Origin of the sequence: Adlercreutzia agrestimuris (assembly GCF_943193125.1) — a bacterium.
Taxonomy (GTDB): domain Bacteria; phylum Actinomycetota; class Coriobacteriia; order Coriobacteriales; family Eggerthellaceae; genus Xiamenia; species Xiamenia agrestimuris.
In genome coordinates, this window is sequence record NZ_CALPCX010000002.1 from 53,878 (window position 1) to 79,124 (window position 25,247).

The 25,247-nt window shown below is 48.3% G+C and carries 22 protein-coding genes, 1 tRNA gene and 1 other RNA gene; 20 read left to right on the forward strand and 4 right to left on the reverse strand.

Translation table 11 applies throughout. The annotated features are described in order from the left end of the window. Nucleotides 1-122: 122 nt before the first annotated feature. Nucleotides 123-1,643: a response regulator transcription factor gene (locus tag NFR28_RS03420; RefSeq protein WP_251178434.1), complete on the forward strand. Its 1,521-nt coding sequence runs from the start codon at nt 123-125 to the stop codon at nt 1,641-1,643. Nucleotides 1,644-1,926: 283 nt separating this feature from the next. Beyond that, on the forward strand, nt 1,927-2,274 hold the full coding sequence (locus NFR28_RS03425; protein ID WP_251178435.1) for a Veg family protein: 348 nt from the start codon (nt 1,927-1,929) through the stop codon (nt 2,272-2,274). A 176-nt stretch (nt 2,275-2,450) separates the two neighbouring features. Here the strand turns inward: NFR28_RS03425 and NFR28_RS03430 are convergent, their stop codons facing one another. Further along, a complete protein-coding gene (locus NFR28_RS03430) occupies nt 2,451-3,476 on the reverse strand; it encodes an FAD:protein FMN transferase (RefSeq protein ID WP_251178436.1) in 1,026 nt (341 codons plus the stop codon). A gap of 787 nt (nt 3,477-4,263) precedes the next feature. Here NFR28_RS03430 and NFR28_RS03435 point away from each other — a divergent pair. Next, entirely contained in the window at nt 4,264-5,475 is a 1,212-nt protein-coding gene (locus NFR28_RS03435) for an NADP-dependent isocitrate dehydrogenase (protein WP_251178437.1), read from the forward strand. 130 nt (nt 5,476-5,605) lie between these two features. Here the strand turns inward: NFR28_RS03435 and NFR28_RS03440 are convergent, their stop codons facing one another. Next, entirely contained in the window at nt 5,606-6,613 is a 1,008-nt protein-coding gene (locus tag NFR28_RS03440; protein ID WP_251178438.1) for a C-terminal binding protein, read from the reverse strand. Between the two features lie 70 nt (nt 6,614-6,683). Continuing rightward, nucleotides 6,684-6,759 (reverse strand) — tRNA-Ala (locus NFR28_RS03445). A 503-nt stretch (nt 6,760-7,262) separates the two neighbouring features. On the opposite strand from NFR28_RS03445, the gene cgr1 reads away from it, so the two are divergent. The 14 genes from cgr1 to NFR28_RS03515 all read left to right on the forward strand — a co-directional run bounded on the left by cgr1 (nt 7,263) and on the right by NFR28_RS03515 (nt 21,230). Then, nucleotides 7,263-7,994, forward strand: a complete 732-nt coding sequence (gene cgr1 / locus NFR28_RS03450; protein ID WP_251178439.1) for a cytochrome c-type protein Cgr1 — start codon at nt 7,263-7,265, stop codon at nt 7,992-7,994. A 260-nt stretch (nt 7,995-8,254) separates the two neighbouring features. Next, nucleotides 8,255-8,920, forward strand: a complete 666-nt coding sequence (locus tag NFR28_RS03455) for a cytochrome c maturation protein CcmE domain-containing protein (RefSeq protein WP_251178440.1) — start codon at nt 8,255-8,257, stop codon at nt 8,918-8,920. Between the two features lie 64 nt (nt 8,921-8,984). Continuing rightward, on the forward strand, nt 8,985-11,258 hold the full coding sequence (locus NFR28_RS03460) for a heme lyase CcmF/NrfE family subunit (protein ID WP_251178441.1): 2,274 nt from the start codon (nt 8,985-8,987) through the stop codon (nt 11,256-11,258). A 20-nt stretch (nt 11,259-11,278) separates the two neighbouring features. Next, nucleotides 11,279-11,992: an ABC transporter ATP-binding protein gene (locus NFR28_RS03465; protein WP_251178442.1), complete on the forward strand. Its 714-nt coding sequence runs from the start codon at nt 11,279-11,281 to the stop codon at nt 11,990-11,992. A gap of 1 nt (nt 11,993) precedes the next feature. Beyond that, nucleotides 11,994-12,710, forward strand: a complete 717-nt coding sequence (locus NFR28_RS03470) for a heme exporter protein CcmB (RefSeq protein ID WP_251178443.1) — start codon at nt 11,994-11,996, stop codon at nt 12,708-12,710. A 13-nt stretch (nt 12,711-12,723) separates the two neighbouring features. After that, complete coding sequence (locus NFR28_RS03475; RefSeq protein WP_251178444.1) at nt 12,724-13,497, forward strand: cytochrome c biogenesis protein; 774 nt, start codon at nt 12,724-12,726, stop codon at nt 13,495-13,497. Nucleotides 13,498-13,506: 9 nt separating this feature from the next. Beyond that, the gene (locus NFR28_RS03480; RefSeq protein ID WP_251178445.1) at nt 13,507-13,698 is read left to right on the forward strand and encodes a CcmD family protein; all 192 of its coding nucleotides are present in this window, start codon (nt 13,507-13,509) and stop codon (nt 13,696-13,698) included. A 15-nt stretch (nt 13,699-13,713) separates the two neighbouring features. Further along, entirely contained in the window at nt 13,714-14,535 is an 822-nt protein-coding gene (locus tag NFR28_RS03485; protein ID WP_251178446.1) for a UTP--glucose-1-phosphate uridylyltransferase, read from the forward strand. Nucleotides 14,536-14,856: 321 nt separating this feature from the next. Then, nucleotides 14,857-15,792, forward strand: a complete 936-nt coding sequence (locus tag NFR28_RS03490; protein ID WP_251178447.1) for a homocysteine S-methyltransferase family protein — start codon at nt 14,857-14,859, stop codon at nt 15,790-15,792. Nucleotides 15,793-15,794: 2 nt separating this feature from the next. Further along, nucleotides 15,795-16,118, forward strand: coding sequence for a hypothetical protein (locus NFR28_RS03495; RefSeq protein WP_251178448.1), 324 nt, complete (start codon nt 15,795-15,797; stop codon nt 16,116-16,118). 365 nt (nt 16,119-16,483) lie between these two features. Then, nucleotides 16,484-18,805: an anaerobic ribonucleoside triphosphate reductase gene (locus NFR28_RS03500; protein ID WP_251178449.1), complete on the forward strand. Its 2,322-nt coding sequence runs from the start codon at nt 16,484-16,486 to the stop codon at nt 18,803-18,805. A 40-nt stretch (nt 18,806-18,845) separates the two neighbouring features. Next, the gene (nrdG, locus tag NFR28_RS03505; RefSeq protein ID WP_251178450.1) at nt 18,846-19,385 is read left to right on the forward strand and encodes an anaerobic ribonucleoside-triphosphate reductase activating protein; all 540 of its coding nucleotides are present in this window, start codon (nt 18,846-18,848) and stop codon (nt 19,383-19,385) included. Between the two features lie 130 nt (nt 19,386-19,515). Then, complete coding sequence (locus NFR28_RS03510) at nt 19,516-20,490, forward strand: mechanosensitive ion channel family protein (RefSeq protein ID WP_251178451.1); 975 nt, start codon at nt 19,516-19,518, stop codon at nt 20,488-20,490. 44 nt (nt 20,491-20,534) lie between these two features. Then, entirely contained in the window at nt 20,535-21,230 is a 696-nt protein-coding gene (locus NFR28_RS03515) for a hypothetical protein (protein ID WP_251178452.1), read from the forward strand. 11 nt (nt 21,231-21,241) lie between these two features. Here NFR28_RS03515 and ssrS read toward each other — a convergent pair. Continuing rightward, nucleotides 21,242-21,415, reverse strand: a non-coding RNA gene (gene ssrS / locus NFR28_RS03520) — 6S RNA. Between the two features lie 133 nt (nt 21,416-21,548). On the opposite strand from ssrS, the gene NFR28_RS03525 reads away from it, so the two are divergent. The 3 genes from NFR28_RS03525 to NFR28_RS03535 all read left to right on the forward strand — a co-directional run bounded on the left by NFR28_RS03525 (nt 21,549) and on the right by NFR28_RS03535 (nt 25,247). Next, nucleotides 21,549-22,868 (forward strand): replication-associated recombination protein A, encoded by a 1,320-nt coding sequence (locus tag NFR28_RS03525; protein WP_251178453.1) that lies wholly within the window; start codon nt 21,549-21,551, stop codon nt 22,866-22,868. Nucleotides 22,869-22,998: 130 nt separating this feature from the next. After that, nucleotides 22,999-23,874, forward strand: coding sequence for a DUF948 domain-containing protein (locus tag NFR28_RS03530; protein ID WP_251178454.1), 876 nt, complete (start codon nt 22,999-23,001; stop codon nt 23,872-23,874). Nucleotides 23,875-23,891: 17 nt separating this feature from the next. Continuing rightward, nucleotides 23,892-25,247, forward strand: coding sequence for an AI-2E family transporter (locus tag NFR28_RS03535; RefSeq protein ID WP_251178455.1), 1,356 nt, complete (start codon nt 23,892-23,894; stop codon nt 25,245-25,247).

The following is a 25,247-nucleotide window of genomic DNA, read 5'->3' on the forward strand; positions in this document are numbered from 1 at the left end:
ATTGTGCTTACGATTCGGCGTTTACGCATGAAGCGTGGTAATCTTTGCAAAGCAAAGATTTTCGACCAAAGTAGACGGTGTTCAGCAGTGCGAAGGGGAGGGGCGCTACGTTGAGTGCCAGGATGGCAAAAACTCAGCAGGCACAAGTGCATACCGAGGCGCGGTGTTTTTTACCATGCGGGTCTGTGATGGTGCTTATAGCGCTCATTTGTATTGCAAGCTCTTCCACACTGCTTCACGAATCGGCTAGTTGGCAACTTGGCTACTCTTTTGTTGACGGGCAGGTTCATAACGTTCGCGCATATTCCTGTGATGCTCATTCTGTGGGGCTGATTCTTGGGCTGGCAGCTTCATTTTTGAGTTGGAGTCGGCTGCGCAGTCTTGCATTCAATCGTGCTTGGTGGATTGCCTATTTTGTTGTGCAATTTGTTATAGTGGCGTCTTTTTATTATGCATTGCAGCATCCTGATTCATGGTGGCTGATGGTGACAGTGCAGATTCTCGGGGCTGCGGTGAGTGCACTATTTGTCATTGTGTGCGTGCAAGTTGTTCGCTGCTTGTCTCCTCGACAGATGATCATGACGGTCATGATTGTGTTCTTGTCCATGATCGCTCTCGTGCAAGGGCTTTTTAGTGCGCTTGAAGTGAGTGCACCACTTGAAGTTTCAGCGCTGCTTCATAATGCGTTGGTTATTATTGCAGCTGTCAGTTATGTGCTTGCACTTGGAAAAAGTGAAGCGCTGCACAAAGCCTATGAGGCACATGAGCAGCCAATTCGTGCGCAGGTGGAAAGTGGCGATAGTGCTCGTCACCGAATACCTGTTTATATTAGGTTGTTTGCAATTGTAGGTTTGTATGCATGTGTATTTGGGTTTATGCATGTCATTCCGCTCGCTTTGCCGCTTGGTGTATATGCGCGTGTGGTTACCTTTATCATTGGTGCGGTTGTAGCGTTTGGGTTGTATGCGTGGACAGTTCGACCGGCAGACGTGCAAAATGTTGCGAGTATTTGGAATCGTTTTTATCGTTTTGTCTTTCCTGTTGTGACCATTGCGGCGCTGCTTGGCCCACTGACCACCAAAACAGAGTTTTTGCCTGCGCTTGTTTTGCAGGCATGCGCCCTATACTACTTCGACGCACTTTTGGCCACGGCAAGCTATACCATTGCCTTGGCAATCAATAGCTCGCCAGCTCAGGTGTTTGGTCGAGCCTTTTTTATTCGTGCTGTGGGATTTTTTTGCGGCAACATGATTGGAACGATAGTGCACGAAAACGTCGTGCTTGATGCCTCTACGTTTAGCATTATTGGCGCGGTTGTATTTGGTTTGTTGACACTGGTGACATTCAATATGAATTCCGAGAAGTACGCCAAGACTGTTTGGGGGCTTATTCCTCATGAGGACCCTCGAGCAAAGATGAATCGCGAGCTGGATTTACGCTGTGAGGAAGTTTCGCGCGAGTTCGGCCTTACCGAACGGGAGTCTGAGATTTTGCTACTTCTTTCACGCGACAAACGCCCCAAAGAGATTAGCGAAGTGCTTGTGGTATCTGTGGCAACCGTGCGTTCGCATGTTCAGGGCATCTACAGCAAAACCGGCGCACACTCTTACGAGGAGCTTGATAAGCTGCTGAACAAGCGCTGATCGTGCGGTTTTATTGCAGGCGCTTCTTGATGCGCGGAAAGGCGCTTTTAGCGCGCAGCACTACCGCTTTCAGTCTGGGGGTGTGCAGCAACAATGATGTTGTCTTCGACGACTCTTCTCCTAAAGGGCTATAAGTCTGGGGTTGTGCAGCAAGAAGAATAAGTGTCTCAGTGAGGTTTGCTCAAAAGATGACGCAAGTTTGCAGATTGTGTAGAAGCTTGACAAACGTGATAAAATTTTGAGCCGTTATCACTGTAACCGAATCTCTATGAGGATACTGAGCATGGATTTAGCGAAACAGGCAAAGATTGTAGACTCCATTCACGATACGCTTGATGATTTTGTGGGCCAGCGTTTGAAGGTGCGCGCTAACATGGGTCGTTCGAAGATCATTGAGAGCGAAGGCGTATTGATGCAGGTGCATCCGCAGCTTTTCATTATGGAAGTTGATCGCAAGCGCGGTCGTACGGCACGTCAGTCTTACCAGTATGTTGATGTTCTAACGGGAATGGTTGAGCTTTCTCAAAATGGCGAGCCACTCTTTGAACCGTTTATCCCAGAAAACGATGTTTTGGGTGCTGACTTCACGGAAATGGTTGAAGAGGACGAAGAAGAAACGGTTTTGTCCTAGCGTATGTAGCTGCAACACTTGGGCGCTTTTGAGAGCTTGTCCAGATTGTGCTTAATTTATACGAAGTGTCACCACCAATAATTAAACTTGTTGTTTCACAAGAGCCGCATGAATTATGTGCGGCTCTTATTGTTGGTGCACGTTAGCGCTTTGTGCACTTACGGGGTGGTGCATTTTTATCGGAGGGTGTAAATGCCTCTCTCCTGATCAACGAAAAAGACGTTTAAGATCTCAGGATGCATTTTTGCGAAGGCCAAACCGCGTTCAATACCAAGTGCCAGCAATGTGGTCGAATAGCCCTCGGCATCAAGAGAGTTACGCGTTACCACTGTTACTCCTGCGGCGTCTGTTTCTACGGGATAGCCCGTTTTGGGATCAAGAATGTGATGGTAAGTTTTGCCATCATGGGTGAAGCTTCGTTCGTAGGTGCCGCTGGTAACCGCTGAAGCATTCGTGAGCTCAATACCTCCCAAGATGCCTTCTTTGTTGAACGGATCTTGTAAACCTACGCGCCATGGCTGACCATTGGGTTTTTCGCCACGAACAACCACATTACCACCAAGATTGACAATAAAGTTACTTAAGCCTTCACTCTCAAGGAGCTCGGTGAGTTGATCGGCCATCCAGCCTTTTGCAATCCCGCCCAGGTCAAGTGCCGCTTCAGGGTCGTCTAGATAGGCAAACGCGCCATCGTTTGTTTGTTCAACATGAACATTTTTCCAGTTGACATGCGCAAGTGCTGCTTTTAGCTGCTTTTCGGGTGCAATTGTGCCTTCGTGAAAGTTCCAGAGCGCAACAGCCTTGCCGATGGTGATGTCGAAAAGACCGTCTGCTTGTTGGCAATAATAGAGTGCTGCCTGGATAAGCTTGGCGGTGTCGCTGCTGATGCTAACGCGCTTGCCACCTGCATTGTTGATGCGAGCAATGTCTGAATGAGCGAGTGTTCGCGAAAAAAGACGTTCGTAGGTGCGGCATTGTGCTCGGGCTGCGTCAAACGCTGCTCGTACATGATCAGGGTCACCGAAGGCTTGAAGCGTAATGACGGTATTGAAGGCCAGAAACTGCTGGGTAATCATTCCGGCTTCATTTGGTCCGGTGGTCTGGCAATAATCTTCATAAGGGATGGTGTCGTGACTAACTTGATCGACAACGGGGCGGTCAAGTTGAGTGGTAGCACGGCAATTGTTATGTGAAGTATTCATGCGCACTAGTATAGCCGTCACCACTAAAGAATGGGCGTTCTCAATGAAACGTGGGCAAAAAGAAACCCCTCTAGCCTCAAGAGGGGTTTGGCGAAAACATGTTGACCAGTTGTTTTGTTTTACTGCTCCGAGTTTGGGCTGACAAAAACTAGCTCTGCGCGTTTTTTGCCAGACGAGAACATGCTTTCTCTGATTGCCGTGCCACATGGCGAAGCGCAGTTTCGCATGAATGCACATCGAGTGAACGATGGTGCTCTTCGCAAAGTGGGGAATCGTCGCTAAAAAAGGAGCCGATAAAACGCGAAACGGCAATAATGCGGCGATTCAAATCGCAATCGGTGCTTACGCTCATTTAGGCAAGTCCCCCCTCTCTTCTCATGGACAACAGACAACAAGCTCTTTACGAAGGGTTGCTTATGTATTCTTCGTTAACAGCTTGGTAACAAACTACAATAAGAATTGCTGACAATTCAACCCCATTTTAGGAAATAATTTCTCAAAGAAATACCAGGTGACTACTTATAAATTATCAATTTGATGAGCCTTTCTGCACCTGCAGCGCTAAGAAATAGATGGCTTTTCAGCATGAAACAATTTTTATGTTAGCAAATGCTAAATCTAGGTTACCTGTCGATTCGTAAGCCATCTTGCTCCTTGGGCGCGCTACTATAGTTCATTATTGGTCTGGTGGTTTATTTACGGGGTGGCTGTGGTTGCTCTGTGGCGGGCCACTAAAGCCGCCACACCTCTGTGAGTTATAAGAAAGCCGGTAGGGCAAAGGAGCACTATGAACAAGATTGAGATGAAAACTCCGCTCGTTGAGATGGATGGCGATGAGATGACGCGCATCATCTGGCAGATGATTAAAGACGATCTCATTTGTCCATTCGTTGATCTGAAAACCGAGTATTTTGACCTTGGTCTGGAACACCGAAACGCTACCGATGACCGCGTAACGGTGGAGTCTGCTGAAGCCACCAAGCGCCTGGGTGTAGCTGTCAAATGCGCAACAATCACACCCAACGCTGCACGTATGAGTGAATATGACCTCAAGCAGATGTGGAAAAGCCCGAATGGTACTATCCGCGCCATGCTTGATGGTACGGTGTTTCGTACTCCTATCGTGGTGAACTGCATTGAACCGTGTGTTCGCAACTGGACCAAACCTATCACCATCGCACGTCATGCGTATGGAGACGTTTACAAAAACACCGAGATGCGCATTGACGCGCCGGGCACTGTTGAGTTGGTGTACACCGGGGATCAGGGCGAAGAAAAGCGCGAGGTTGTCTTTACCTTTGAAGGTCCGGGTGTTGTGCAAGGCATGCATAATGTCGATGCTTCCATTGAAAGCTTTGCAAGGAGCTGCTTCGAGTTTGCGCTGGATACGCAGCAAGATCTGTGGTTTGCCACAAAAGACACCATCTCAAAGATTTACGATCATCGCTTCAAAGATATCTTCCAGGAAATCTTTGATCGTGAATACGCCGAGCGCTTTGCTCAAGCCGGCATTGAGTACTTTTATACGCTTATCGACGACGCAGTTGCGCGCGTAATGAAAGCTGAAGGCGGTTTTATTTGGGCATGCAAAAACTACGACGGCGACGTGATGAGTGACATGGTTTCATCGGCGTTTGGTTCGCTTGCTATGATGACCTCGGTTTTGGTATCGCCTGCAGGAGTGTATGAATATGAGGCTGCACATGGTACTGTGCAGCGCCACTATTACAAGCATCTTGAGGGACAAGAGACTTCCACGAACTCAGTTGCCACGATTTTTGCGTGGAGCGGAGCGCTGCGCAAGCGCGGTGAGCTTGATGAGCTGCCTGAATTGGTGAACTTCGCTAACCAATTGGAGGCGGCAACGCTTGGAACTATTGAAGATGGCGAAATGACGGGCGACCTTGCTCGTATCACGACGCTTGAAAATCCAACTACGCTTTCAACGGGTGACTTTATTAAGGCAGTAGCGAAACGCTTGGCTATTGCTTTGCAATAATGTATGACAGCGCCGCTAGGAGCGGTCATACACTTTGATAGATGCGCATTTAAGCGTTCATGTTTGCGGTATTGTTGGCGCGCCTGCTCAGTCGGGCGCGCTTTTTGGTGCTCGCGCGCAACTTGCGCAGCTATTTCGCAAAAGCGGCGGGGAGTACTTCAGGATTGACGCAACTATCAGGAGTTTTTCCGAGCACTACGTCAATAGCATTTTGTGTGCAACGCTTACGCAGTTCCACAATGGATTCTTCTGACCAGTATGCTGCATGTGAGGTAAGTACGGTGTGTTTTGCGTGGCAGATGGGCGCATCAGCAGAGAGGGGCTCTTCTTCAAACACGTCAAGTGCGGCACCCCAGAGCTTTTCGCTATTGAGTGCTTCAGCAAGCGCTACGGTGTCAATAACTGCGCCGCGCGAGGTGTTTACCACAATTGCGTTCGGTTTAAGTAGTTTCAGGTTGTCCTTGTTGAGCAGGTGGTATGTGTCAGGTGTGAGCGCAACATGAAAGCTAATGGTATCGGCGGTTTGAAGAAGTTGCTCTAGATTAAGTATGGGATAGCCAGCTTCAGTGGTGCCACCTGGGGTTAGGGAGCGGTCCCAAACCACTACAGAAAAACCTATGCCTGCAGCTTTGCGCGCACATGCCTTGCCAATTGCTCCATAACCCACAACGCCAAACGTGCGTCCGCTAATTTGTCCAAGTGGTCTATGACGGCGAAAATCCCATGTACCCGCATGCATATCTGCGTCAATTTCGTTGATGCGGCGAATGCTTGTAAGCGCAAGTGCTAACGCATGATCGGAAACCACTTCGGTACCATACCCAGGAACGTTGCACACTGCGGTGTTGTTTGTGGTTGCACAAGCAACATCAATGTTATCCACACCAGTACCTGTTTTAGAAACCACTTTGAGATGAGGGCATGCCGCAAAGACTTCAGCGGTGTAGTGTCCATAAGAGGCAATAGCCCCGTCTGCATGAGCGAGTGATTTAATAAGTTGTGCGGGCGTACGAAGCTCGGTCATAGGAAGCGAAGTCACGTCTGCTGCACTAATAAAAGTGATATGAGCTGCTTCAACCATGTCGCGCTCAAAGGAGCAATCACCAAAATCATTATCGGTCATCACAATGGTAGGCATAGACGGCCATCCTTTAACTACCAAGCAGATACAAAAGAAGCCCTCAATGCGAGAGCTTCTTGGAAAGTCCTGGTGGAGCATAGGGGGATCGAACCCCTGACCTCGTGATTGCGAACCACGCGCTCTCCCAGCTGAGCTAATGCCCCAGGCGTATGTGCAATGTGTTATTTTGCCGTTTGCGCTGAGCTTTGTCAATCGCTCTTTGAGTTATTGTGATGACGAAGTAGAGAAGAGATGTATGCATATATAGTCTTCGTGCGTCCTTGAGGATGCTTGCGTATTGGCTTTGGTTCCCGAAATCATACGTTCTAAGCCCGTTAAAAGAATGTCACAATTTTCGATATAACTCATATCTTCATGCAAAATAGCGCATGAAGCGTTTTGAGGTCTTAAGACAAAGGGAGTAAACGCTCATTATTATAAGATGACAAAACCCCTGAACAATGACGTAAAAGAGCAGAAATAACTATGTAGAGGGGAGATGGATTTTTTAATTTCCCCCTAAATGGGTGATAGATTTTTTCAGGTTGACAGTTAATATGCTTTTGGTAAAGTGCTTGTAAATCCGTAAGAGGGTTGGAGAATAATTCGTCTTTCGGATAAGTTCTACAAGCTAAAGGAGTAAAAACCGAAAGGGGGTTACAGAGCTATGAGTGAAGAGACCAAAGTGGAAGCCGCCACCGAGGCAACTGCTTCAACTGACTCAGCAACCAAGGAAGCTGCTCCCAAAAAGGGCAAGAAAAAGTGGCCAATCGTTGTGGGTATTGTTGTGGTTGTTTTGATTGCAGCCGGTGCCGGCTTCTGGGTTTGGCATGAGCAACCGAGCTTCTGCAACGCAATCTGCCATACACCAATGGATCCGTACAATCAGACGTACGATCAGGCCGACAACACTGCTGGTGTTGACAAGTGGGGCAATGAAGTTTCAAACACCCATTCAATGCTTGCTGTAACGCACAAAGCTTCTGTTGAGGATGGCGGCGCAGGTGCAACTTGCATGTCTTGTCACGTTCCGCAACTGAGCGAGCAGATTTCTGAGGGCATGAACTGGGTAACCGGCAATTATGTCAACCCGCTCGAAGAGCGCAGCCTTGAAGATCTCGTTGAGGCTCGTGGTATTCCGGCTGACGAGTTCTGCCTGAATGCAGCTTGCCATTCAAACGGTGAAGGTGGCGCAATGACGCGCGACGACCTGATCGCACTGACTGCTGACATGGAGCGCAACCCGCATGTTGCTCAGCACGGCGCTAACGAGTGCAGCGACTGCCACAAGGCACATCGCGCCTCTGTTAACGAGTGCTCACAATGCCACAATGATGCTGACATTCCTGAGGGATGGATCTCAGTGGCAGATGAGAAGAAACTCAACATGCCTGCATAAGTTTCAGATAATCTGAACTTATAAGCAAAAACCGAGGGAGCCCGTCTTGGACGTAAGTCCAAGACGGGCTCTTGTGTTGTAAACCAGGAATTGCCAAGGTAATACATCATATATCACCTGGTGATTTGCGAAACGCTTCTTGCACGTGTTACGTAAAAGCTTCGTGGGGATAATCTGTAATTCGCCAATTTCTGTTTTGCTTCATAGAGGCGCTGCATGAAAATAAACGTTTGACTACCTACGCTGGAGGAGGCGGGGAAATGAACACCAAGACAAAACGTCGCATGATTGCGGTAACGGGCATTATTGTCATCGTGCTCGTAATTGTGCTTGCAGTTGTTGGCGGATCAAGCTCCGCAAAAACAGTCTCTATTGAAGAGGCCACTAACGGCAACATGGCTGATCAGAAGATCCAAGTAAGCGGCAATGTCGTGGAGAACTCTTACGAAACAGTAGACAACGTGCTTACTTTTAGTATTTACAATCCTGAAGGCGATTCTTCAAAGCAGTTGCGTGTTCGCTATGCGGGTGGTGTTTCGGCTACGTTTGGAAATGACGTAACCGCAATCTGCACTGGCAAAATTGGCGAAGATGGCGTCCTGAACGCCTCAGAACTCGTGACGAAATGCCCGTCAAAATACGAGAACTCATCTGACGCTCTTTCAGTATTCCAGCTTTTGGAGTACGGAAAAGATATTGTTGGAAAGCCTGTTAAGGTGGTAGGTGATGTTCAAGGCGGTACCTTAAAAGCTGCAGGCGAAGGGGACCGTTTTGTGCTCGTTGATCCCGAAACAGGTTCATCTATTTCCGTTCTTTTTGATGGCGCTCTTTCGGAAGAGATTCAAGAAGATTCGTCAGTTGTTGTAACGGGTGCAGTTAACGATGAAGGTAAATTTGAGGCAACTGAAGTTGCACTTCCGCAATAAGCGGTAGAACACTAACAAGGTGTCTTGTAGGAGGCATCTTGCTTAAAGGAGGTATTACACAACTATGTCAACCATGGGTCTTATAGGGTTGCTTGTTGCATTTGCAGGCGTCGTCGTTTCGGTAGTATGCCTGCTTGCCGGCTATGTGATGAGCCGCAAGAAGGAATCCCATACGGGCGAGATGCTGATGTGGGGTGGACACGTAGCAGCAATCGTTTCTGCACTTGCTCTGACGCTTTGCTGCGGTATTTTGGTCTACTGTTTCTTTAGTGGTGATGTGTCCATCGAATATGTTTTGAATCAGCGTAGTGATGCCTCGGGTGCAGATGCATGGCTCTATAAGCTTGCTGGCTTATGGGCAGGGCGCCAAGGTTCGCTGCTTTTCTGGGCATGGCTCATTGCTGTCTTTAATGCGGTTGTGGCTATTCGCAACTTAAAGGGCTTGCATAAGCTTGATTCAATGGCATTGATGGTTGCCCAATTAGTGCTTGCAGCTTTTGTTGGCGTGCTGCTGTTTTCGGAAAGCAACATGCCTTTCACTGTGACGCCGATGCGTTACTTCACATCAGACGGGCAGCTTACTGCAGCCGCCTCTATGTTGGGTATGAATACTTTGCTTGAGCACTGGGCTATGGCAATTCATCCGCCGACATTGTTTGTTGGATATGCTGGTCTTACTATTCCTTTTGCATTTGCAATTGGCGCACTCATTGTGAATGATTCCTCTAAAGAGTGGGTTATTCGTTCGCAGCGTTACGCTCTGTTTTCATGGCTGTTTTTAGGTATCGGCATCGGCCTTGGTGCCGTTTGGGCCTACGTGGTATTAGGCTGGGGCGGTTATTGGGGTTGGGACCCGGTTGAAAATGCAAGCTTGCTTTCTTGGATTGTGGGCGTGGCGCTCATTCACTCCTTTACGGTGTATCGCCAGCGCGGTGCCTTTAAGCGCTGGAGCGTAATGTGTGCATGCTTGACCTTTGCCTTTGTTATTGTGGGTACCTTCATTTCGCGCTCGGGTCTGGTGCAGTCAGTTCACGCTTTTGAGGGTGACCCGGTATCGTTGGTGCTCTTTGGTGTGCTTATTGTGGCATCACTTGTGGTTGGCATCGTTGGTTTGGTTATTCGCCGCAAGTCTTTTGGTCCTTCTGAAAATGGCAACGACGAAGTTGAGAGTATGGTTTCGCGTGATGCAGCCTATTATTTCAACAACGTGATCATGGTGGTTTTCGCCATACTGTTGGCCTATCTCACCATTGCTTCAGCGCTTCCAAGTTGGCTTCCGTTTGGTGGTCAGCAAGTGTCAACAGGGACCTTTGACGCTATCGCGCGCCCGCTTGGCATTATTTATCTTGCTATTTTGGCAGTCTGCCCGCTTCTTGGTTGGCGTCGCACGCAAGGAAAGCAATTTATTCAGCGCGCAAAGGTGCCAGGCATTTGCGCACTGGTGTTGTTTGCGCTTTTGATGGTGTACTTCGTGACCTATCTTGTGCCGACTTACAACGACAATCTTGCATATTATATGTCCCAAGCCTATACCGCTGAGGGTCTTGTGCATGACGAATCAGCTGTTGAGATGCTTTCTACGCTGCAGCCGTCATGGTACTACCTTGGTTTGACGGTTCTGGGCTTGTTGGTGGCATCGCTTCTGTTCTTTAATTCGCTGTTCATGATTGGTCGCGCAATTGCAACTTACAAAAACGCTCATTCGTGCAGTTTAGGGAGTGCGCTTGTGGCCATGGTGACGCGCCGTGCATCAGCCTTTGGTGGCTTTATTGCGCATCTTGGTATGGCAGTCATTTTGGTTGGCCTTATTGGTTCGTCCATGTATGTTACGGAGCGCGTTTCGTATGTTGAATACGACGAGGAGACCGACGTGGCCGCTTCTGACATTACCATACAGGACTTTACGCTGACCTACACGGGCAACGAAGTGGTGCAAGATCCTAACGGTGACGACATTTTCTACCGCGTCTTTTTTGACGTGTATCGCGATGGTAATTTTGTTGGTTCGGTTGATCCTACCGTGCAGTTTGTACAGTCAACCCAGCAACAAAAACTCATTGCAAGTGTGATTGGTTTTCCCACTGAGGACCTGTTTGTTGTATATCGCGGCATGAGCACTGATGGCGAACTTGCTATGGACGTACGCGTGAATCCGCTTATCACTCAGGTGTGGGCAGGATTCTTCTTGCTCATGGCTGGCGTGATTGTTGCAACAGTAGGCGGACGTGGCGCTTCGCGTAAATTGAGTGCGAAAAACGAGCCGGCGCAACAAGCAGCTTCCGAAGCATCAGATGTCTCTGAAACCTCAGAAGCTTCTGATGATGTCCTTAATGACTAAGCAATGCGAGCGAGGATAGCATGCAATCGGCCATAACTACCAAAAAACTCTCAAAGGTATTTGGGACGCGCAAGGCAGTTGATAACATCTCGCTTGAGGTGCCTCAAGGCGCATTCTTATCTATTTTTGGTCCAAATGGTGCGGGCAAAACAACGCTTTTGCGCATGCTGTCCACGCTCTCTCGTCCCACTTCCGGATCAGCAACTCTTATGGGTATTGATCTCAAGGAAGATGCCGACAAAGCACGTGAGCATATTGGCCTGATCTCGCATAATTCAATGCTGTACCCTGATCTGACCGCTGAGCAGAACTTGCTTTTGTATGCACAGCTTTATGGAGTTCAAGATCCGCAAGCGCGTGTCATGGAAATGCTTGAAGCGGTAGAGCTGAAGCACCGCCGCTTGGATGTTGTGCGCACATTTTCACGTGGCATGACGCAGCGTCTCTCTATTGCGCGTGCGCTTATTAACGATCCAGATGTGGTGTTTTTAGACGAGCCCTATTCGGGTCTTGATCCTCACGCGGTTGAGATTTTTGACGAGCTTATAGATGCACAGCGTGAAGGTCGTACTTTTGTTATGGTCAGTCATGATCTGCAAAAAGGATTTGAAATGTGCACACACGCGCTGGTGCTTGCGCGAGGTCGCGAAGTGGCATTCGGTCCAAAAGAAGAGTTTGAATTTGGTGCATTTTCAACACTCTATAAAGAGACCGTTGGAATGGGGGTGTCCTAACATGTCAGTGGTTTTGAAAACCCCGTCAACATTCCAGCAGTATAAAACGCTGCTTCGCAAAGACTTGGAGCAGGAGTTTCGCACGAAAGAGATGCTCACTTCAATGGGTATTTACGCGCTGCTCGTGCTGGTGGTATTTGGTGCAGCGCTCGGTCAGACGACCCAAGCATTAGATCTCTTGCAAGTCAGCGGTGGTCTTTTGTGGACGCTCATTGTATTTACGTCGCTGCTTGGCTTGAATCGCTCTTTTAATCATGAAAAAGAGCAAGGCTGTCTTGAAGGCATTTTGCTTGTACCGCTAGATAGATCAGTCATTTTCTTGGCAAAGGCAACGTCAAATGTTTTGTTTTTGCTTGCGGTTGAAGTAATTACCGTACCCTTGTTTTATTTCTTCTTCCTGACGGCGGTAACTCCTGGCGAAAGCTTCTGGCTTTTGGTGTTGCCGCTGTTAGTGGGCACAATTGGTATGGCGGGAATTGGCACGCTTCTTTCCACTATTACGGTTAACACACGCGGCAAAGACGTCATGTTGGCGGTATTGTTTGTGCCTATTATCTTCCCTCTTTTGTTTGCATGCGCCTCTGCTACCACTGCAATCATTGTGGGGGCAGAAGGGGCATTGGATGTGTTTTATCCAGCGCTTTTGTTAGCTGCTGGTTATGACGTAATCATGCTCTTATTGAGTTGGGTTTTGTACGATTTTGTGATTTCAGCGTAAAGGAAGGTATGTGATGGCGAACGCGAAAAAGAGCCAAGCACTGCCCGAAGGAGGGCAGTGGCCCGACACAATAGCGTTTTGGGCAACGCTTGCGGGTGCTGTACTGACCACCATCGGTTTTCTCATGGCATTTTTCTATGCCGGACCTGTAAATGGTGCAACGGTTGATGGTCTGCCTGAAATGATTGGCGGGCAGATGGTGTCTTCAAAACTTTTGCTGTCGCAAAAGATTTTCTATTTCCATATGCCTGTAGCCATTGTGTCTTTTGCTGCGCTGGCGTTTGCGGGTTATTACTCTATTCGCTTTTTGATGACAAAGAATCAGCGCTATGACACGTGTGCAAAGGTGGCCATGGAGATCTCGCTGGTCTTTGTGATTTGCACTATGATCACCGGTGATTTGTGGACGCGCTTTGAGTGGGGAGTATGGTGGACTTGGGATCCGCGTTTGACTACCTATCTCATTTTGATGCTCATTATCATTGCCTATTTTGTATTGCGTAATTTCATCGATGAACCAGAGCGTCGCTCTGTTTATTCGGCAGTCATAAGCATAATTGCTCTGGTCGACGTTCCGATCTGCCTCATGATTACTCGCATGATCCCATCAAGTATTCATCCCGTCGTTTTGCGTGAGGGCGGCATGACCGGCGACATGGGTATGACCGTGGGTGTATGCATGATTGGCATGATCTTATTGGGTTTTGGTATGTATAGACTGCGTTTTCGCCAAGTTCGCTTGGCACAGCGTGTGCAGGCGCTCAAAGATGAACTTGAAGAGAACTAGGAGAATGTAATGAATCCCGTACTTGCTGAAATTTATAGCACGATTTTACCTTCTGCTCCGTATATTGTTGCTGCGTATGCACTAATGTGGCTCGTGCTTCTCATTTACGTTGTAATGATTGTTCGTAATCTTAAAAAGACAGAGGCTCAAATGAGCATTCTTGAAGAGCAGGTCGCAGAACTGCGTGTACGCAGCAAATAACCAGGAGGTCTGTCCATGAAAGCGCTCATTCCTGCAGCAGGACTTGGTACACGTTTTTTGCCGGCAACTAAGGCTCAACCTAAAGAAATGCTGCTTGTAGTAGATAGGCCGGCTATTCAATATGTGGTAGAAGAGGGACTTGCTTCTGCCGCTGATGAAGTAGTGATTATTAATTCTCGCGACAAAAAGGCCATTGAGGATCATTTTTCACCAAATCCTGAGCTTGTCGCATTACTGCGTGAACGCGGCAAGGATGCATATGCTGATGCTGTTGAGTCCGTGGGTAACTACAACGTCTCATACGTATATCAGGATGAAGCGCTTGGTCTTGGCCATGCGGTTCATTGTGCTGCTGACAAAATTGATGGCGAAGCATTTTATGTATTGCTCGGTGATGTGTTGGTTCCAGATAACCAGATGCTTCCAAACATGCAAGCTGTTTCAGATGCACACAATGGTGCAAGCGTAATTGCGGTTATGCCTGTTGCGGAAGAAGAGGTTAGCCGATTTGGTGTTATTGCCGGCCAAGAGGTAGAACCAGGTGTGTGGAAGGTTGACAGCTTGGTTGAAAAACCTGCTCGCGAAGATGCGCCTACAAATTTGGCAGTCTTTGGTCGCTACTTGCTCAGTCCACGCGTAATGGAACTTTTGGCAGAAGTAAAACCAGGCGTTGGTGGAGAAATTCAATTGACTGATGCTTTGGATGCTGTGCTACAAGAAGAGGAAATGTATGCGTTGGTAGTTGATCCTGCTGACGGATTTGATACGGGTACAGTAGAAAGCTGGCTTGAAACTAATAATATCCTGTACGCGCGTGCCCAGGGCAAAAACGCGTAGATACGAGCGATTCTTTAAAAGATCTCACTTCTGATTACGAAGCCCTCCATAAATTTTTTGACCCGGTGAAGAGGGGAACTCCACCGGGTCACAAGGAGGGGATGATGCAGCGTTTCGAGCGCTGCGCTGCTTTAAATAGGAAAGCAGGTAGATGAAAAGGAGGGGATCTTTCATCTACAATTCGCAGTATACTGGTCAACCTTGAAAAACATATGTTTGAGTCATGGGTAAATTGTGAAGCGGTAAACGGTTGCACTTATAGCGTAAACGGCGCAAAATTCCCCACATCTTCTCAAAAAAGCTTCAGAAAGGATTTTCCTTATGCCCGATATTGAATTGCGATTCCATAAAGATATGCTTGTGTTGTCTTCACCGGTTGATGAGGTGCTCTTACGTCAGGGCTTTGGCAGCGATGGCGCAGTGAATGCGTCAGACGTGGCGTATGCGGATCTGGTTGAACCAGAAGCAATCAAAGAAGCATTGCGCATGAACATTGTTGCAGGTGCTCAGTGTTTGGTTGCTCCAACAGCAGGTATTACGCCGGCTCGTCTTCGCGCAAGCGGTCTTGAAGATCGGGGAGCAGAGATTGTACAGAGCGCCTTAAAGATCACGCGCTCGCTTACCCCACAACATGTACTTGTAGAAATTGCTCCATGTGATTTACCTCTTGATCCTTCCAGCAAAAACTCACTCAACGAGCATCGTGATCAATACGCGCGTGCTGCGCGTTTTTGTGCAGGAGAAGCGTTTGACGGATTTTTCCTTAACGGATTTAAAAACCCGACGGATCTCAAGTGTGCTTTGATGGGTGTTCGTCAGGTAAGCGATGCTCCTATTGTTGCATCGGTAGATGTCGTTGGTGTAAATGATGCGGGCGTTGGGGTGCTCGCGGATGGTCACCATGTATTTTCCGAAGCGCTTGCTGTTATGGGCGAATACGGTGCAACGGTGGCTGGTTTTGCAACACCCGGTGATCCTGAGGTGGTCGCGCGCTTGATTGATGAGACGCTCAGTAATCTGTCGCTGCCAGTATTGGCGCAACTTGTTGTGCGCGAAGTGAATGCCCGACAAGGAGAAATGACGAATCAAAATCCGTATTTCAGTCCTGATGTATGTGTAGGCGTTGCAGCTCAGCTACGTCAACAAGGTGCGCAGTTTTTGCGTGCTGCTGGTCATGCGACTCCTGCTTTTACTTCAGCGCTGGTTGCAGCAACTGCGGGGTTTGATGTTGTTCGCCCTGATATTGAGGAGGACTAGTTATGGCGGCTTCGCAAAAAAGGGCATCAAACAAGGATAGATCGGAGCACTTTGGTGCCATGCAAGAGGTTATCGAGAGCCTTTTTCCTGTAGATGGAGATCATGATGCTGCTTTGGCTGCGGCAATGGCGCAAGCTGGATTGGGTCCAAAAGTTCGCCGCCTTGATGTCATTGTGGCAGCGGAGTCAGCCGATTTACCCGATGAGCTCATGGAGATTTTTTCTCTCTTACCCCCGGGAGAGTACACGCGACAGCGTTTGTGCGACCAACTCAATTCAGCTATCGCAGGTCATGCCTGGGGACAGGTGTACGGTACCGTTGAGTAGGGCGTAAGAAAAGCTCGGTGTAACAAAAGAAGCCTTTTGGTTCATATATGCAACAGGCAAAGGCGCGTTGTCACAAGTGAGACAACGCGCCTTTTGTAACACTGTGGAGGATTGATGTATCAAATGTCGTTTGCCCAGCAAACCCGAAAATATTTGTAAGTCAACCCTTGTCTAAAAAAAATTCCGTGAGTACTATATCTTAGCGTTCAACACCGTGTGAACCACAATATCTTGTGGAAAACCGAGGGTTATTTGTGGAAAACTTGTTAGTGTTTTCCAAAAGCACAGTTCGTACGCATAAAACAGTTATCAACAATATGTAATAAGCAAATGAGAGCGAAACAGGACAGGAGATGATCGGGCGCATGGTCACGACCATTATTAAACGCGACGGCCGAACCGCGGAATTCAAGGTAGAAAAGATTACCGAAGCAGTGGAGAAGGCGTTTCAGGCTTGTGGGGCAATGCAAGATCGTGCTGCTGCTGAAGAAGTCTCGAAAAAGGTAGTAGAAAAGCTGGAAGAAGGCGCCATTGAGGGCACTCCAACGGTTGAGGGTGTGCAAGACTTAGTTGAAGAGTCGCTTATTGAATCTGGCTTTGTTCAGACGGCAAAAGCTTACATCCTGTATCGTGCTGAGCGTTCTCGCGCTCGTGACGTTAACAGCCGTCTTATCCAAACTTTGAAAGACATTACCTTCTCAAAGGCTTCTGAGTCTGACATGAAGCGTGAAAATGCCAACATTGACGCAGACACCGCAATGGGCACTATGTTGAAGTATGGCTCTGAGTCAGCTAAGCAGTTCTACGAGATGTGTGTTATTGATCCGAAGTTCGCTCGCGCACATCGTGAGGGTGACATTCACATTCACGACATGGACTTTTACACCCTTACCACCACGTGCTGCCAAATTGAATTGCGCAAGTTGTTTAAGGGTGGTTTCTCAACGGGTCACGGCGTACTGCGTGAGCCGAATGGTATTGGAAGCTATGCTGCTCTTGCGTGTATCGCTATCCAGTCAAACCAAAACGATCAGCATGGCGGCCAGTCGGTGTGTGACTTTGATTATGGTCTGGCAATCGGCGTTGCAAAGACCTACCGCACCATGTATCGCAAGCATCTTGCTGAGGCGCTTGAGCTCTTAACCGATGTTGAAGAGCCTAAAGCTTTTGCAAAAGAGCTTATTGAGCGCGTTGAAAGCCAGACGGGCAAGCAGGCAACGCTTGCTACGGATGAAGCTTTTGAGGCGGCACTGCGTCAGAATTTAGTTGAGTCAGGCATTTATGCACCTGTCGTTGATCGCTGCTTGGTTTACACGTCAAAACAGGCATTTGCTGATACGGATCGCACGACCTTCCAGGCAATGGAGGCATTGGTACACAACCTCAATACTATGCATTCTCGTGCTGGTGCGCAGACGCCGTTTAGTTCAATCAACTATGGTATGGATACCTCAGAAGAGGGCCGCATGGTTATCAAGAACATCCTGCTTGCCACTGAAGAAGGTCTTGGTTCAGGTGAGACTCCTATCTTCCCGGTACAGATTTTCCGTGTTAAAGAAGGCGTAAACTACGCTCCGGAAGATCCTAACTATGATCTCTTTAAGCTGGCAATGCATTGTTCAGCGAAGCGTCTGTTCCCCAACTTTAGCTTCCTGGATGCACCATTTAACGCTCAGTACTACAAAGGTACCCCTGAAACTGAGATCGCATACATGGGTTGTCGCACGCGTGTTATGGGCAATGTCTATGATCCCGAGCGTGAAATAACTCCTGGTCGTGGCAACCTTTCGTTCACGTCAATCAACTTGCCTCGCTTAGCAATTCGCGCGAAGGGTGACATTGATTTGTTCTTTGATCTTCTGGACGCGAAGTTGGCACTTGTTGTAGGTCAGCTTGATGAGCGCTTTGAGATTCAGGCACGCAAGCGCGTCTACAATGCACCGTTTTTGATGGGTCAAGGTGTGTGGATTGATTCTGAGAAGCTTGCTCCTGCTGATGAGCAACGCGAGGTGTTAAAGCATGGTACGCTGACCACAGGTTTCATTGGTCTTGCAGAGACGCTTGTTGCGCTCACCGGACAGCACCATGGTCAGTCCAAGGCCGCTCAGAACCTCGGCCTTGAGATTGTTGGTCACATGCGCAACTACGTCGATCGAATCTCACGCGAACGTGGTATGAACTACACGCTCATTGCTACGCCTGCAGAGGGTCTGTCTGGTCGCTTTGTGCGTATGGATCGCGAACGCTATGGCGTCATTCCAGGTGTAACGGATCGTGATTATTACACCAACGGCTTCCACGTGCCGGTTTACTACGACATCAGCGCATTCGACAAAATTGATATTGAAGCACCGTATCATGCTCTTACCAATGGTGGTCATATTTCTTATGTTGAGCTTGATGGTGATCCGACCAACAACCTGGAGGCTTTTGAGGCAGTTATTCGCCACATGAAGGAAAGTGGTATGGGCTACGGTTCGGTAAACCATCCTGTAGACCGTGATCCGGTGTGTGGTTACAACGGCATTATTGGTGACGTGTGCCCGAAGTGTGGCCGCACCGAAGAAGAGCATGGCGTTGCTTTTGAGCGTATTCGTCGCATCACGGGCTATCTGGTGGGTACCCTTGATCGTTTCAATGACGCTAAACGCTCCGAAGAGCATGACCGCGTAAAGCATGGCATGTAATTGCGTTTGTAGCAAAGAGACTTTTGATCAGGGATTATTTGTGACTGATTACGATATTCAATTATTTGGCGTAGCTCCGGACTCAATTGTGGACGGTCCGGGGCTGCGTTTCTCGGTCTTCGTGCAGGGATGCAGCCACGCTTGTCCTGGTTGCCACAACCCTGAGAGTCAGGGCGTGGGCGGAGGAACTCCTACAACCGTTGATGCGCTCATGAGCCAAATTGAGGCCAATAAGCTGATTGGTGGCGTTACGCTTTCGGGCGGTGAGCCATTCGAGCAGGCGCATGCGTGTGCCGAGATTGCGCGTCGCTGTCGCGCTCTTGGTTTGAATGTGTGGGCCTATTCGGGATACCTCTATGAAGATCTCTCGCAGGATTGCACGCCAGGCTCATCAGAACTCTTAGATGAAGTAGACGTGCTGGTGGATGGTTCGTTTGTGCAGTCGCTCCACTCGTTTGATCTCGAATGGCGCGGTTCGTCAAACCAGCGCATCATAGACGTTAAAGCGTCGAAGGCGAAAGGTGAGATTGTGCTTTGGGAGCACCATGAGGAGTTTCCAACAAAGCCGCCTTCGTGGTAATCGAATTTTATAGGCACGCTCTGCGATCTTTGAGTTGTAGAGCGTGCCTATCTAACTCCTTCCTAACGCCCTTTTGCAGATCGTATGACGCGCCAAAAAGCGTGCTAGTATAGGGTGTATGGATATAATCATGAAACAGATTGAGAGTTTTATACACTCTGACTGGTTGGGCACAGTCATTGGAGTGGCGGTCATTTTGGCTATCACATGCCTTGTTTCGCGCATCTCTACGCGCTTCATGCGCAAAGTGCTTCACTTTAATGAGCGAAAAGACCTGCCGTCCGTTTCCATTTTTGTCAACATCGTACGAGGCGCAGTCTGGGTTATCGGTATCTGCGTCATGCTATCTACTTGCTTTAACGTGAACGTTTCTGCTTTGCTTGCTGCCCTTGGTGTTGGCGGTGTTGCCATTTCATTGGGTCTGCAATCCACTCTTGCGAACTTGATTGCGGGTTTGCAAGTTTCCCTTTTGCGCATCATTAAGCCAGGTGACAACATCACAGTGAGCTCCTCATCAGGAGTGGTGCACGATATTACATGGCGCCATACAACAATTCGCGACACGAACAACAATAAAATCATCATCCCGAACTCAACAATTAACACCAACGCACTGACTATTCATGAGCCAATCAACGATGTGAGCGTTGATTTCGTTGTGACAACAGATGGAACGCACTTAGACGCTATGGCTGATGCGCTTGCCTTTGAGGCGCAAAAAGCGTTGAGCGAAGTTTGCCAGGTAACCAAGCCCCCCAGCGTTTCTTATTCGGGATTGCTTGATGACGGTTTTAGCGGATCGGTATCCTTCCGAATTGCTGATAGCAGGCAATTGGATAAAGCAACCGATGCGGTGGTTCGAGCAATTGCGCCTCTTACGCGCGCAAGCTTTGACTCTGATCTTATGCGCAAAACGCGACATGATATTGCTGAAGCGAAGGAAGAGAAAATTGCGCAACAGCAAGCGCATACGTCTGTATCGTCAGGCAAAACACAGGGAAACGAGAACGCTGCAAAAGACACAAAGCAAGACCTGAGCTGGTGGAAGCGTGTTCGGCTCTTACATCTTGGGCACAAAAGCCACAAAAAACATCATCGTAATTAGGTTTGCAGAAGCGGCCAAAACACTCAAAGGCAAAGTAGGAAAACGTGGCAATCTTTTTTATAGTAGTTTTATTGGTGGGCGTGGGTGCATGGGCAATTGTGCGCACTGATCAGCTTTCCGGGCTTGGCAGGAATGCTTCTGAAATCTCTTTTCGCAATCCGCACGGTGCACTGGTGTCGGCAATATTATGTGAAAAACAACCAGCTAAGCGCTCATTTGGAAGCTCGCTTGTCCAGGCTTTTCCTTGGATTACGCTGGTACTTTGTATTGTGTTAACCCTTGTAGGGGTGCTCATATATAGCTTGGGTGCTCAAGGCCCAGGAAATGCAGTGATGCAGATTATGGCATCTGTTGCTCCTGCATTGTTGATAGCATTTGAAAGTTATTTGCGCATTCGCGACAAAGGTACTTCATGGGTGCTTTATGTTTTGACCTTGCTGGGAGCCTGTGTCTTAGGTGCCGTTTTTGGAATGCCCTTGTTTTGGTTCATCACCACTCATACATCAGCGGCTGATGTTTCTGTTTGGGTTAATGGCGCCTATTGTGCACTCAGTGATTTTGGCTACGCTGCCAGTGCGGGAGTTGTTGCAGCGCTTATAGGATATCGCGTGAAGTTCACGCGCCACTTTGAAGATGGAGCAACAGATACTATTGAGGTGTCTTCACGAAGCGTAGCTTATAAAGCGCTGTGCGAGCATCTTGACAATGATGTCTCCCAGAACACCGATAATCAAAAATAGGCTGACACAAAAAGAGTTCCACCCCCGGCCAGAAGGATGAACCCACCTCAAAAGGTGGGTGCTCGCAGTTGGGTTCCTGGCTTTCGTATCAACAGACACGAATCTCCATTCCACCAACAATCTTGAGCTCCCTCAAGTAATAGCATCGGTCCATCGCAAAAGTATGGCTTCGAGGGTAGAACTTGGTATCAAGTATAGTTTTAAAACGCGCTAAAACCAGTCTTGACATCAGGATGGTTTCTGTATTGATACGTGAGCGTTTTTGCTATGTCGGATAAACTTCTAGGCAAACAGACGTTCGAATGTTACTATACTTTTATGGATACGTTATTTACTGAAATTGAAAACGAACGCAAATCGCAAGTGGCACCACTTGCAGTGCGTATGCGCCCTCGCTCGCTCGAGGAAGTGGTAGGTCAACAGGAAGCTATCGGGGAAGGCTCATGGCTTCGCAATGCAATCGAGCATGATCAGCTCAGTTCCGTGATTCTTTTTGGGCCTGCAGGCACCGGCAAAACCTCGCTTGCTCATGTTATTGCTGAAACTACCAAAGCAACGTTTGTAGAGGTCTCTGCAATTGGAGGCACCGTCTCTGATTTACGTCGTGAAATTGATGCGGCTGATAAGCGTTTGACCATGTCAAATATGCGAACCATCCTCTTTGTAGATGAGATTCATCGCTTCAATCGCTCGCAACAAGATGCACTTTTGCACGCTGTTGAAAATCGCATTGTTGTGTTGGTGGGCGCTACTACGGAAAACCCTTTTTTTGAGGTTAATTCAGCGCTTATTTCGCGTTCGCGCATTGTAGAACTAGGGCTTTTAAGTGATGACGATATTGCGCTGTTAATTGAGCGCGCTTTGTGTGATGAACGCGGGCTTGATGGGCGTTATAGCCTTGATGATCAGGCAAAATCGGCACTTTTGTTACTTGCAGGCGGGGATGGTCGTGCAGCTCTTACCACCCTTGAGCTTGCGGCTGGCATGATTGAACCTGGCACGCCAAAAAAGCCAGCGGTTGTTGATGAAGAGGCGGTTCGTATGGCAACTCCACACCGGAGTCTGCCCTACGATAAGAACAAAGACATGCACTACGATGTCATTTCGGCTTTCATTAAATCTATGCGCGGTTCAGATCCTGATGCTACCCTTTATTGGTTGGCGCGCATGATTGATGGGGGAGAAGACCCTAAATTTATTGCGCGAAGAATCTTCATTGCCGCTTCTGAGGATGTAGGTAACGCAGACCCTCAGGCGCTTTTGATTGCAGAAGCAGCTTTTAAATCTGCGGAGGTTATTGGATATCCTGAGTGTGTTATTAATCTTGCCCAAGCAGCAACCTATGTAGCGCTTGCGCCGAAAAGCAACGCCGCATACGCCGGCATTTTTGCAGCTCTCGATGAGGTGCGTAAAGGACCAGTTCGTAAAGTACCCGATTATTTGCGGGATAGGCACCGTCCGGGGTCAGAAGATTATGGCACCTATAAATACCCTCACAACTATCCAAGTGGTTGGGTGCCCCAGCGTTATCTTCCAGAGGGGCTTTCGCGTGGTTGTTTTTATAAGTCAAGCTCTCGAGGATGGGAAGCGTACCGCTCTGAAGCTTTTGCTCGCGATCGGCTTGAAGCTGAGGAATAAAACAGCACGTCGTAGGTTTGGTAACCAATTTACTACTCCTATGGAAGCACCATGAAATCGAACTTGAATGCATATAGAATTCATGCGGTACGTGCTATAGTTGAGCTTCAGATTTCAAGGAGGCACTTCAATGGATTTTGCTGAATTTTTGAACGCGGCTTTGCCGTTTGTGTACATCATCGTTGGTGCAGCGCTTGTGTGGTTTGTTATTGAGCTTGCCATCACTATTCGCAAGACGCGCACAACCGTTGATGAGATGCACAAACAGCTTGAACCCACGCTTGATAATGTACAACGTTTGACTGCCTCATTAGAGCCGGTTGTTGCTAAGGTTGACCCGCTCGTAGATCGGGTGTCTCTTACGGTTGATGCCGCCAATCTTGAGTTGATGCGCGTTGACCAGATCTTAGAAGGCGTGACCGACATTACCGATTCTGTGTCTTCTGCAGTTGATGCTGTTGATACGGTTACCAACGCTCCTATGAACTTGCTGACATCGGTCACTACCAAAGTTCGTAGCGCTTTTAAAACCAAGCATGCAAGCGAAGAATCAATTGCGCTCGGAGAGAAGAAAGCAACCGAGTCAACCGAGCCTCAAAACATTCCTTCTTCAGTAGCTGAAACCGCTGTAGCTGCTGGTCAAGTTGTAAAAGGAGCTGCAGTTACCGCAGCTCGTGCTACAAAAGAAGCCGTTGTTGAAGAGCGTGAGCAGCACGCAGAGCAACGCGCACAGCGAGAAGAAAAGAATGCTGCTCGCCAAGCCGCAACAGATACAGCAAACAAGGCTGCAAAAGATATGCTTGATGCTGTTGCTGCGGTGGCAGATGCTGATTCGAAAGCACAAACCCCCTCTGAGACAGAGACGGCTTCGAAGGGGTATTTCACCTACCAAGAAGGTAAAGACGCCGCCTCAAGTGCCGCAGTCTCTGCTGCTACGGTTGCAGGAGTAACCGAAGAGGAAGTGGCGGGTGCTCAAGTAACAAAAACCCCAAAGACTAATGCATAGGAGTTTGGCGGATCTCTATGGTTCACGCTGACAAAGATTTGAATGCGCAACAGGCGGCCAAAGGCGGTACGCCTGTTTCTTGTCGTAAAGAGCAAGTTGCCCCTGACGAATGCCTTGAGTTTGATAGTGTGTCGCATACGCAGGCAGCAACAAAAAACGTAGATCGTGCTCTTAAGGCGCGTTTTGCTTTCATGGTGGTGTGGACAATTGTTGGCGCCATGATCTTGGCTGGCGTGGGTATCTATGTCGTAAATGTTTTAAGCGTGCCAGTAGGCATTGTGCTGTGGACCGTTGTAATCGTTTTTTGTTTGCGTGGCATTGTAAATCGTCTTGAAACTCACGGCGTGTCGCGTGTTATTGGTACCACTATTGCCTATGTCATAATGTTTTTGGCGCTCTTCTTGATTTCGGTGTTGATGTTTTCTCCAATATTTGGTGTAGGGGATCAGTTTAATAATCTTATTCAATCAATCCCAACCTATATTAGCGACATCTCTGCCTGGGGTAATGATTTATACAATCGCTATTCTGATGTGTTGTCCAATAAGACTGTACAAGACTATCTCAATAGTGCGCTGAGCGCTTTAGGTGATTGGGCTTCCAATTTTGCAAAGAATAGCGCAAGCGGTGTAGTGGCGGTTGGAACAGGGGTAGCCAATACTTTTATTGCAATAGGCTTTGCGCTTGTTATTGCTTTTTGGGTGCTCATGGATCTCCCCGCACTGGGGCAAGAGTGCCGCCGCTTGGTGGGAAGCAAACATCGCGATACTTTCGAGATGCTGCATATGACTTTCTCGCGCGTGATGGGTGGCTACATCAAAGGCACGCTGTTGCAGTGCGGCATTATTGGTGCAGGGTGTGCAATTCTTTTTACTGTCGCTGGTATCCCCAATGGCATTGCATTGGGTGGCATTGCGGGCATTTTGAACATCATTCCCATTATCGGACCATGGTTGGGAGGTGCGCTTGCAGCTGTTGTAGGCGTATTTGTTAGCCCTTGGGTTGCTCTTATCGCGCTTGTAGGAACGGTCGTCATTCAACAAATTGTTTATACGTTCGTTTCGCCAAAGATTATGTCGAACTCAGTGGATGTACATCCTGCTTTGACCTTTATTGCATTGATGAGCGGTTCTGCTATCGGTGGTGCAATGAGCGGGCTGATCGGTTCTTTGGTGGGTATGCTGGTGTCAATTCCGGCAATTGCGGTAATGAAATCTGTTTTCGTGTATTATTTTGAAAAGAAAACTGGTCGAAGAATCGTGGCTGATAACGGTGTCTTCTTTAAGGGGAGCGCACGAGAGGATGCGCCTGCTGATCCTGTTAAAGATGCCACTGCGCCACACCCAAAGCTAGTGAATAAAAAGAAGAAATGA

Coding starts and splice junctions, on each gene's coding strand:
- NFR28_RS03420 (WP_251178434.1), top strand. CDS start 123: ATGGCAAAAACTCAGCAGGCACAAGTGCATACCGAGGCGCGGTGTTTT.
- NFR28_RS03425 (WP_251178435.1), top strand. CDS start 1,927: ATGGATTTAGCGAAACAGGCAAAGATTGTAGACTCCATTCACGATACG.
- NFR28_RS03430 (WP_251178436.1), bottom strand. CDS start 3,476: ATGAATACTTCACATAACAATTGCCGTGCTACCACTCAACTTGACCGC.
- NFR28_RS03435 (WP_251178437.1), top strand. CDS start 4,264: ATGAACAAGATTGAGATGAAAACTCCGCTCGTTGAGATGGATGGCGAT.
- NFR28_RS03440 (WP_251178438.1), bottom strand. CDS start 6,613: ATGCCTACCATTGTGATGACCGATAATGATTTTGGTGATTGCTCCTTT.
- cgr1 (WP_251178439.1), top strand. CDS start 7,263: ATGAGTGAAGAGACCAAAGTGGAAGCCGCCACCGAGGCAACTGCTTCA.
- NFR28_RS03455 (WP_251178440.1), top strand. CDS start 8,255: ATGAACACCAAGACAAAACGTCGCATGATTGCGGTAACGGGCATTATT.
- NFR28_RS03460 (WP_251178441.1), top strand. CDS start 8,985: ATGTCAACCATGGGTCTTATAGGGTTGCTTGTTGCATTTGCAGGCGTC.
- NFR28_RS03465 (WP_251178442.1), top strand. CDS start 11,279: ATGCAATCGGCCATAACTACCAAAAAACTCTCAAAGGTATTTGGGACG.
- NFR28_RS03470 (WP_251178443.1), top strand. CDS start 11,994: ATGTCAGTGGTTTTGAAAACCCCGTCAACATTCCAGCAGTATAAAACG.
- NFR28_RS03475 (WP_251178444.1), top strand. CDS start 12,724: ATGGCGAACGCGAAAAAGAGCCAAGCACTGCCCGAAGGAGGGCAGTGG.
- NFR28_RS03480 (WP_251178445.1), top strand. CDS start 13,507: ATGAATCCCGTACTTGCTGAAATTTATAGCACGATTTTACCTTCTGCT.
- NFR28_RS03485 (WP_251178446.1), top strand. CDS start 13,714: ATGAAAGCGCTCATTCCTGCAGCAGGACTTGGTACACGTTTTTTGCCG.
- NFR28_RS03490 (WP_251178447.1), top strand. CDS start 14,857: ATGCCCGATATTGAATTGCGATTCCATAAAGATATGCTTGTGTTGTCT.
- NFR28_RS03495 (WP_251178448.1), top strand. CDS start 15,795: ATGGCGGCTTCGCAAAAAAGGGCATCAAACAAGGATAGATCGGAGCAC.
- NFR28_RS03500 (WP_251178449.1), top strand. CDS start 16,484: ATGGTCACGACCATTATTAAACGCGACGGCCGAACCGCGGAATTCAAG.
- NFR28_RS03510 (WP_251178451.1), top strand. CDS start 19,516: ATGAAACAGATTGAGAGTTTTATACACTCTGACTGGTTGGGCACAGTC.
- NFR28_RS03525 (WP_251178453.1), top strand. CDS start 21,549: ATGGATACGTTATTTACTGAAATTGAAAACGAACGCAAATCGCAAGTG.
- NFR28_RS03530 (WP_251178454.1), top strand. CDS start 22,999: ATGGATTTTGCTGAATTTTTGAACGCGGCTTTGCCGTTTGTGTACATC.
- NFR28_RS03535 (WP_251178455.1), top strand. CDS start 23,892: ATGGTTCACGCTGACAAAGATTTGAATGCGCAACAGGCGGCCAAAGGC.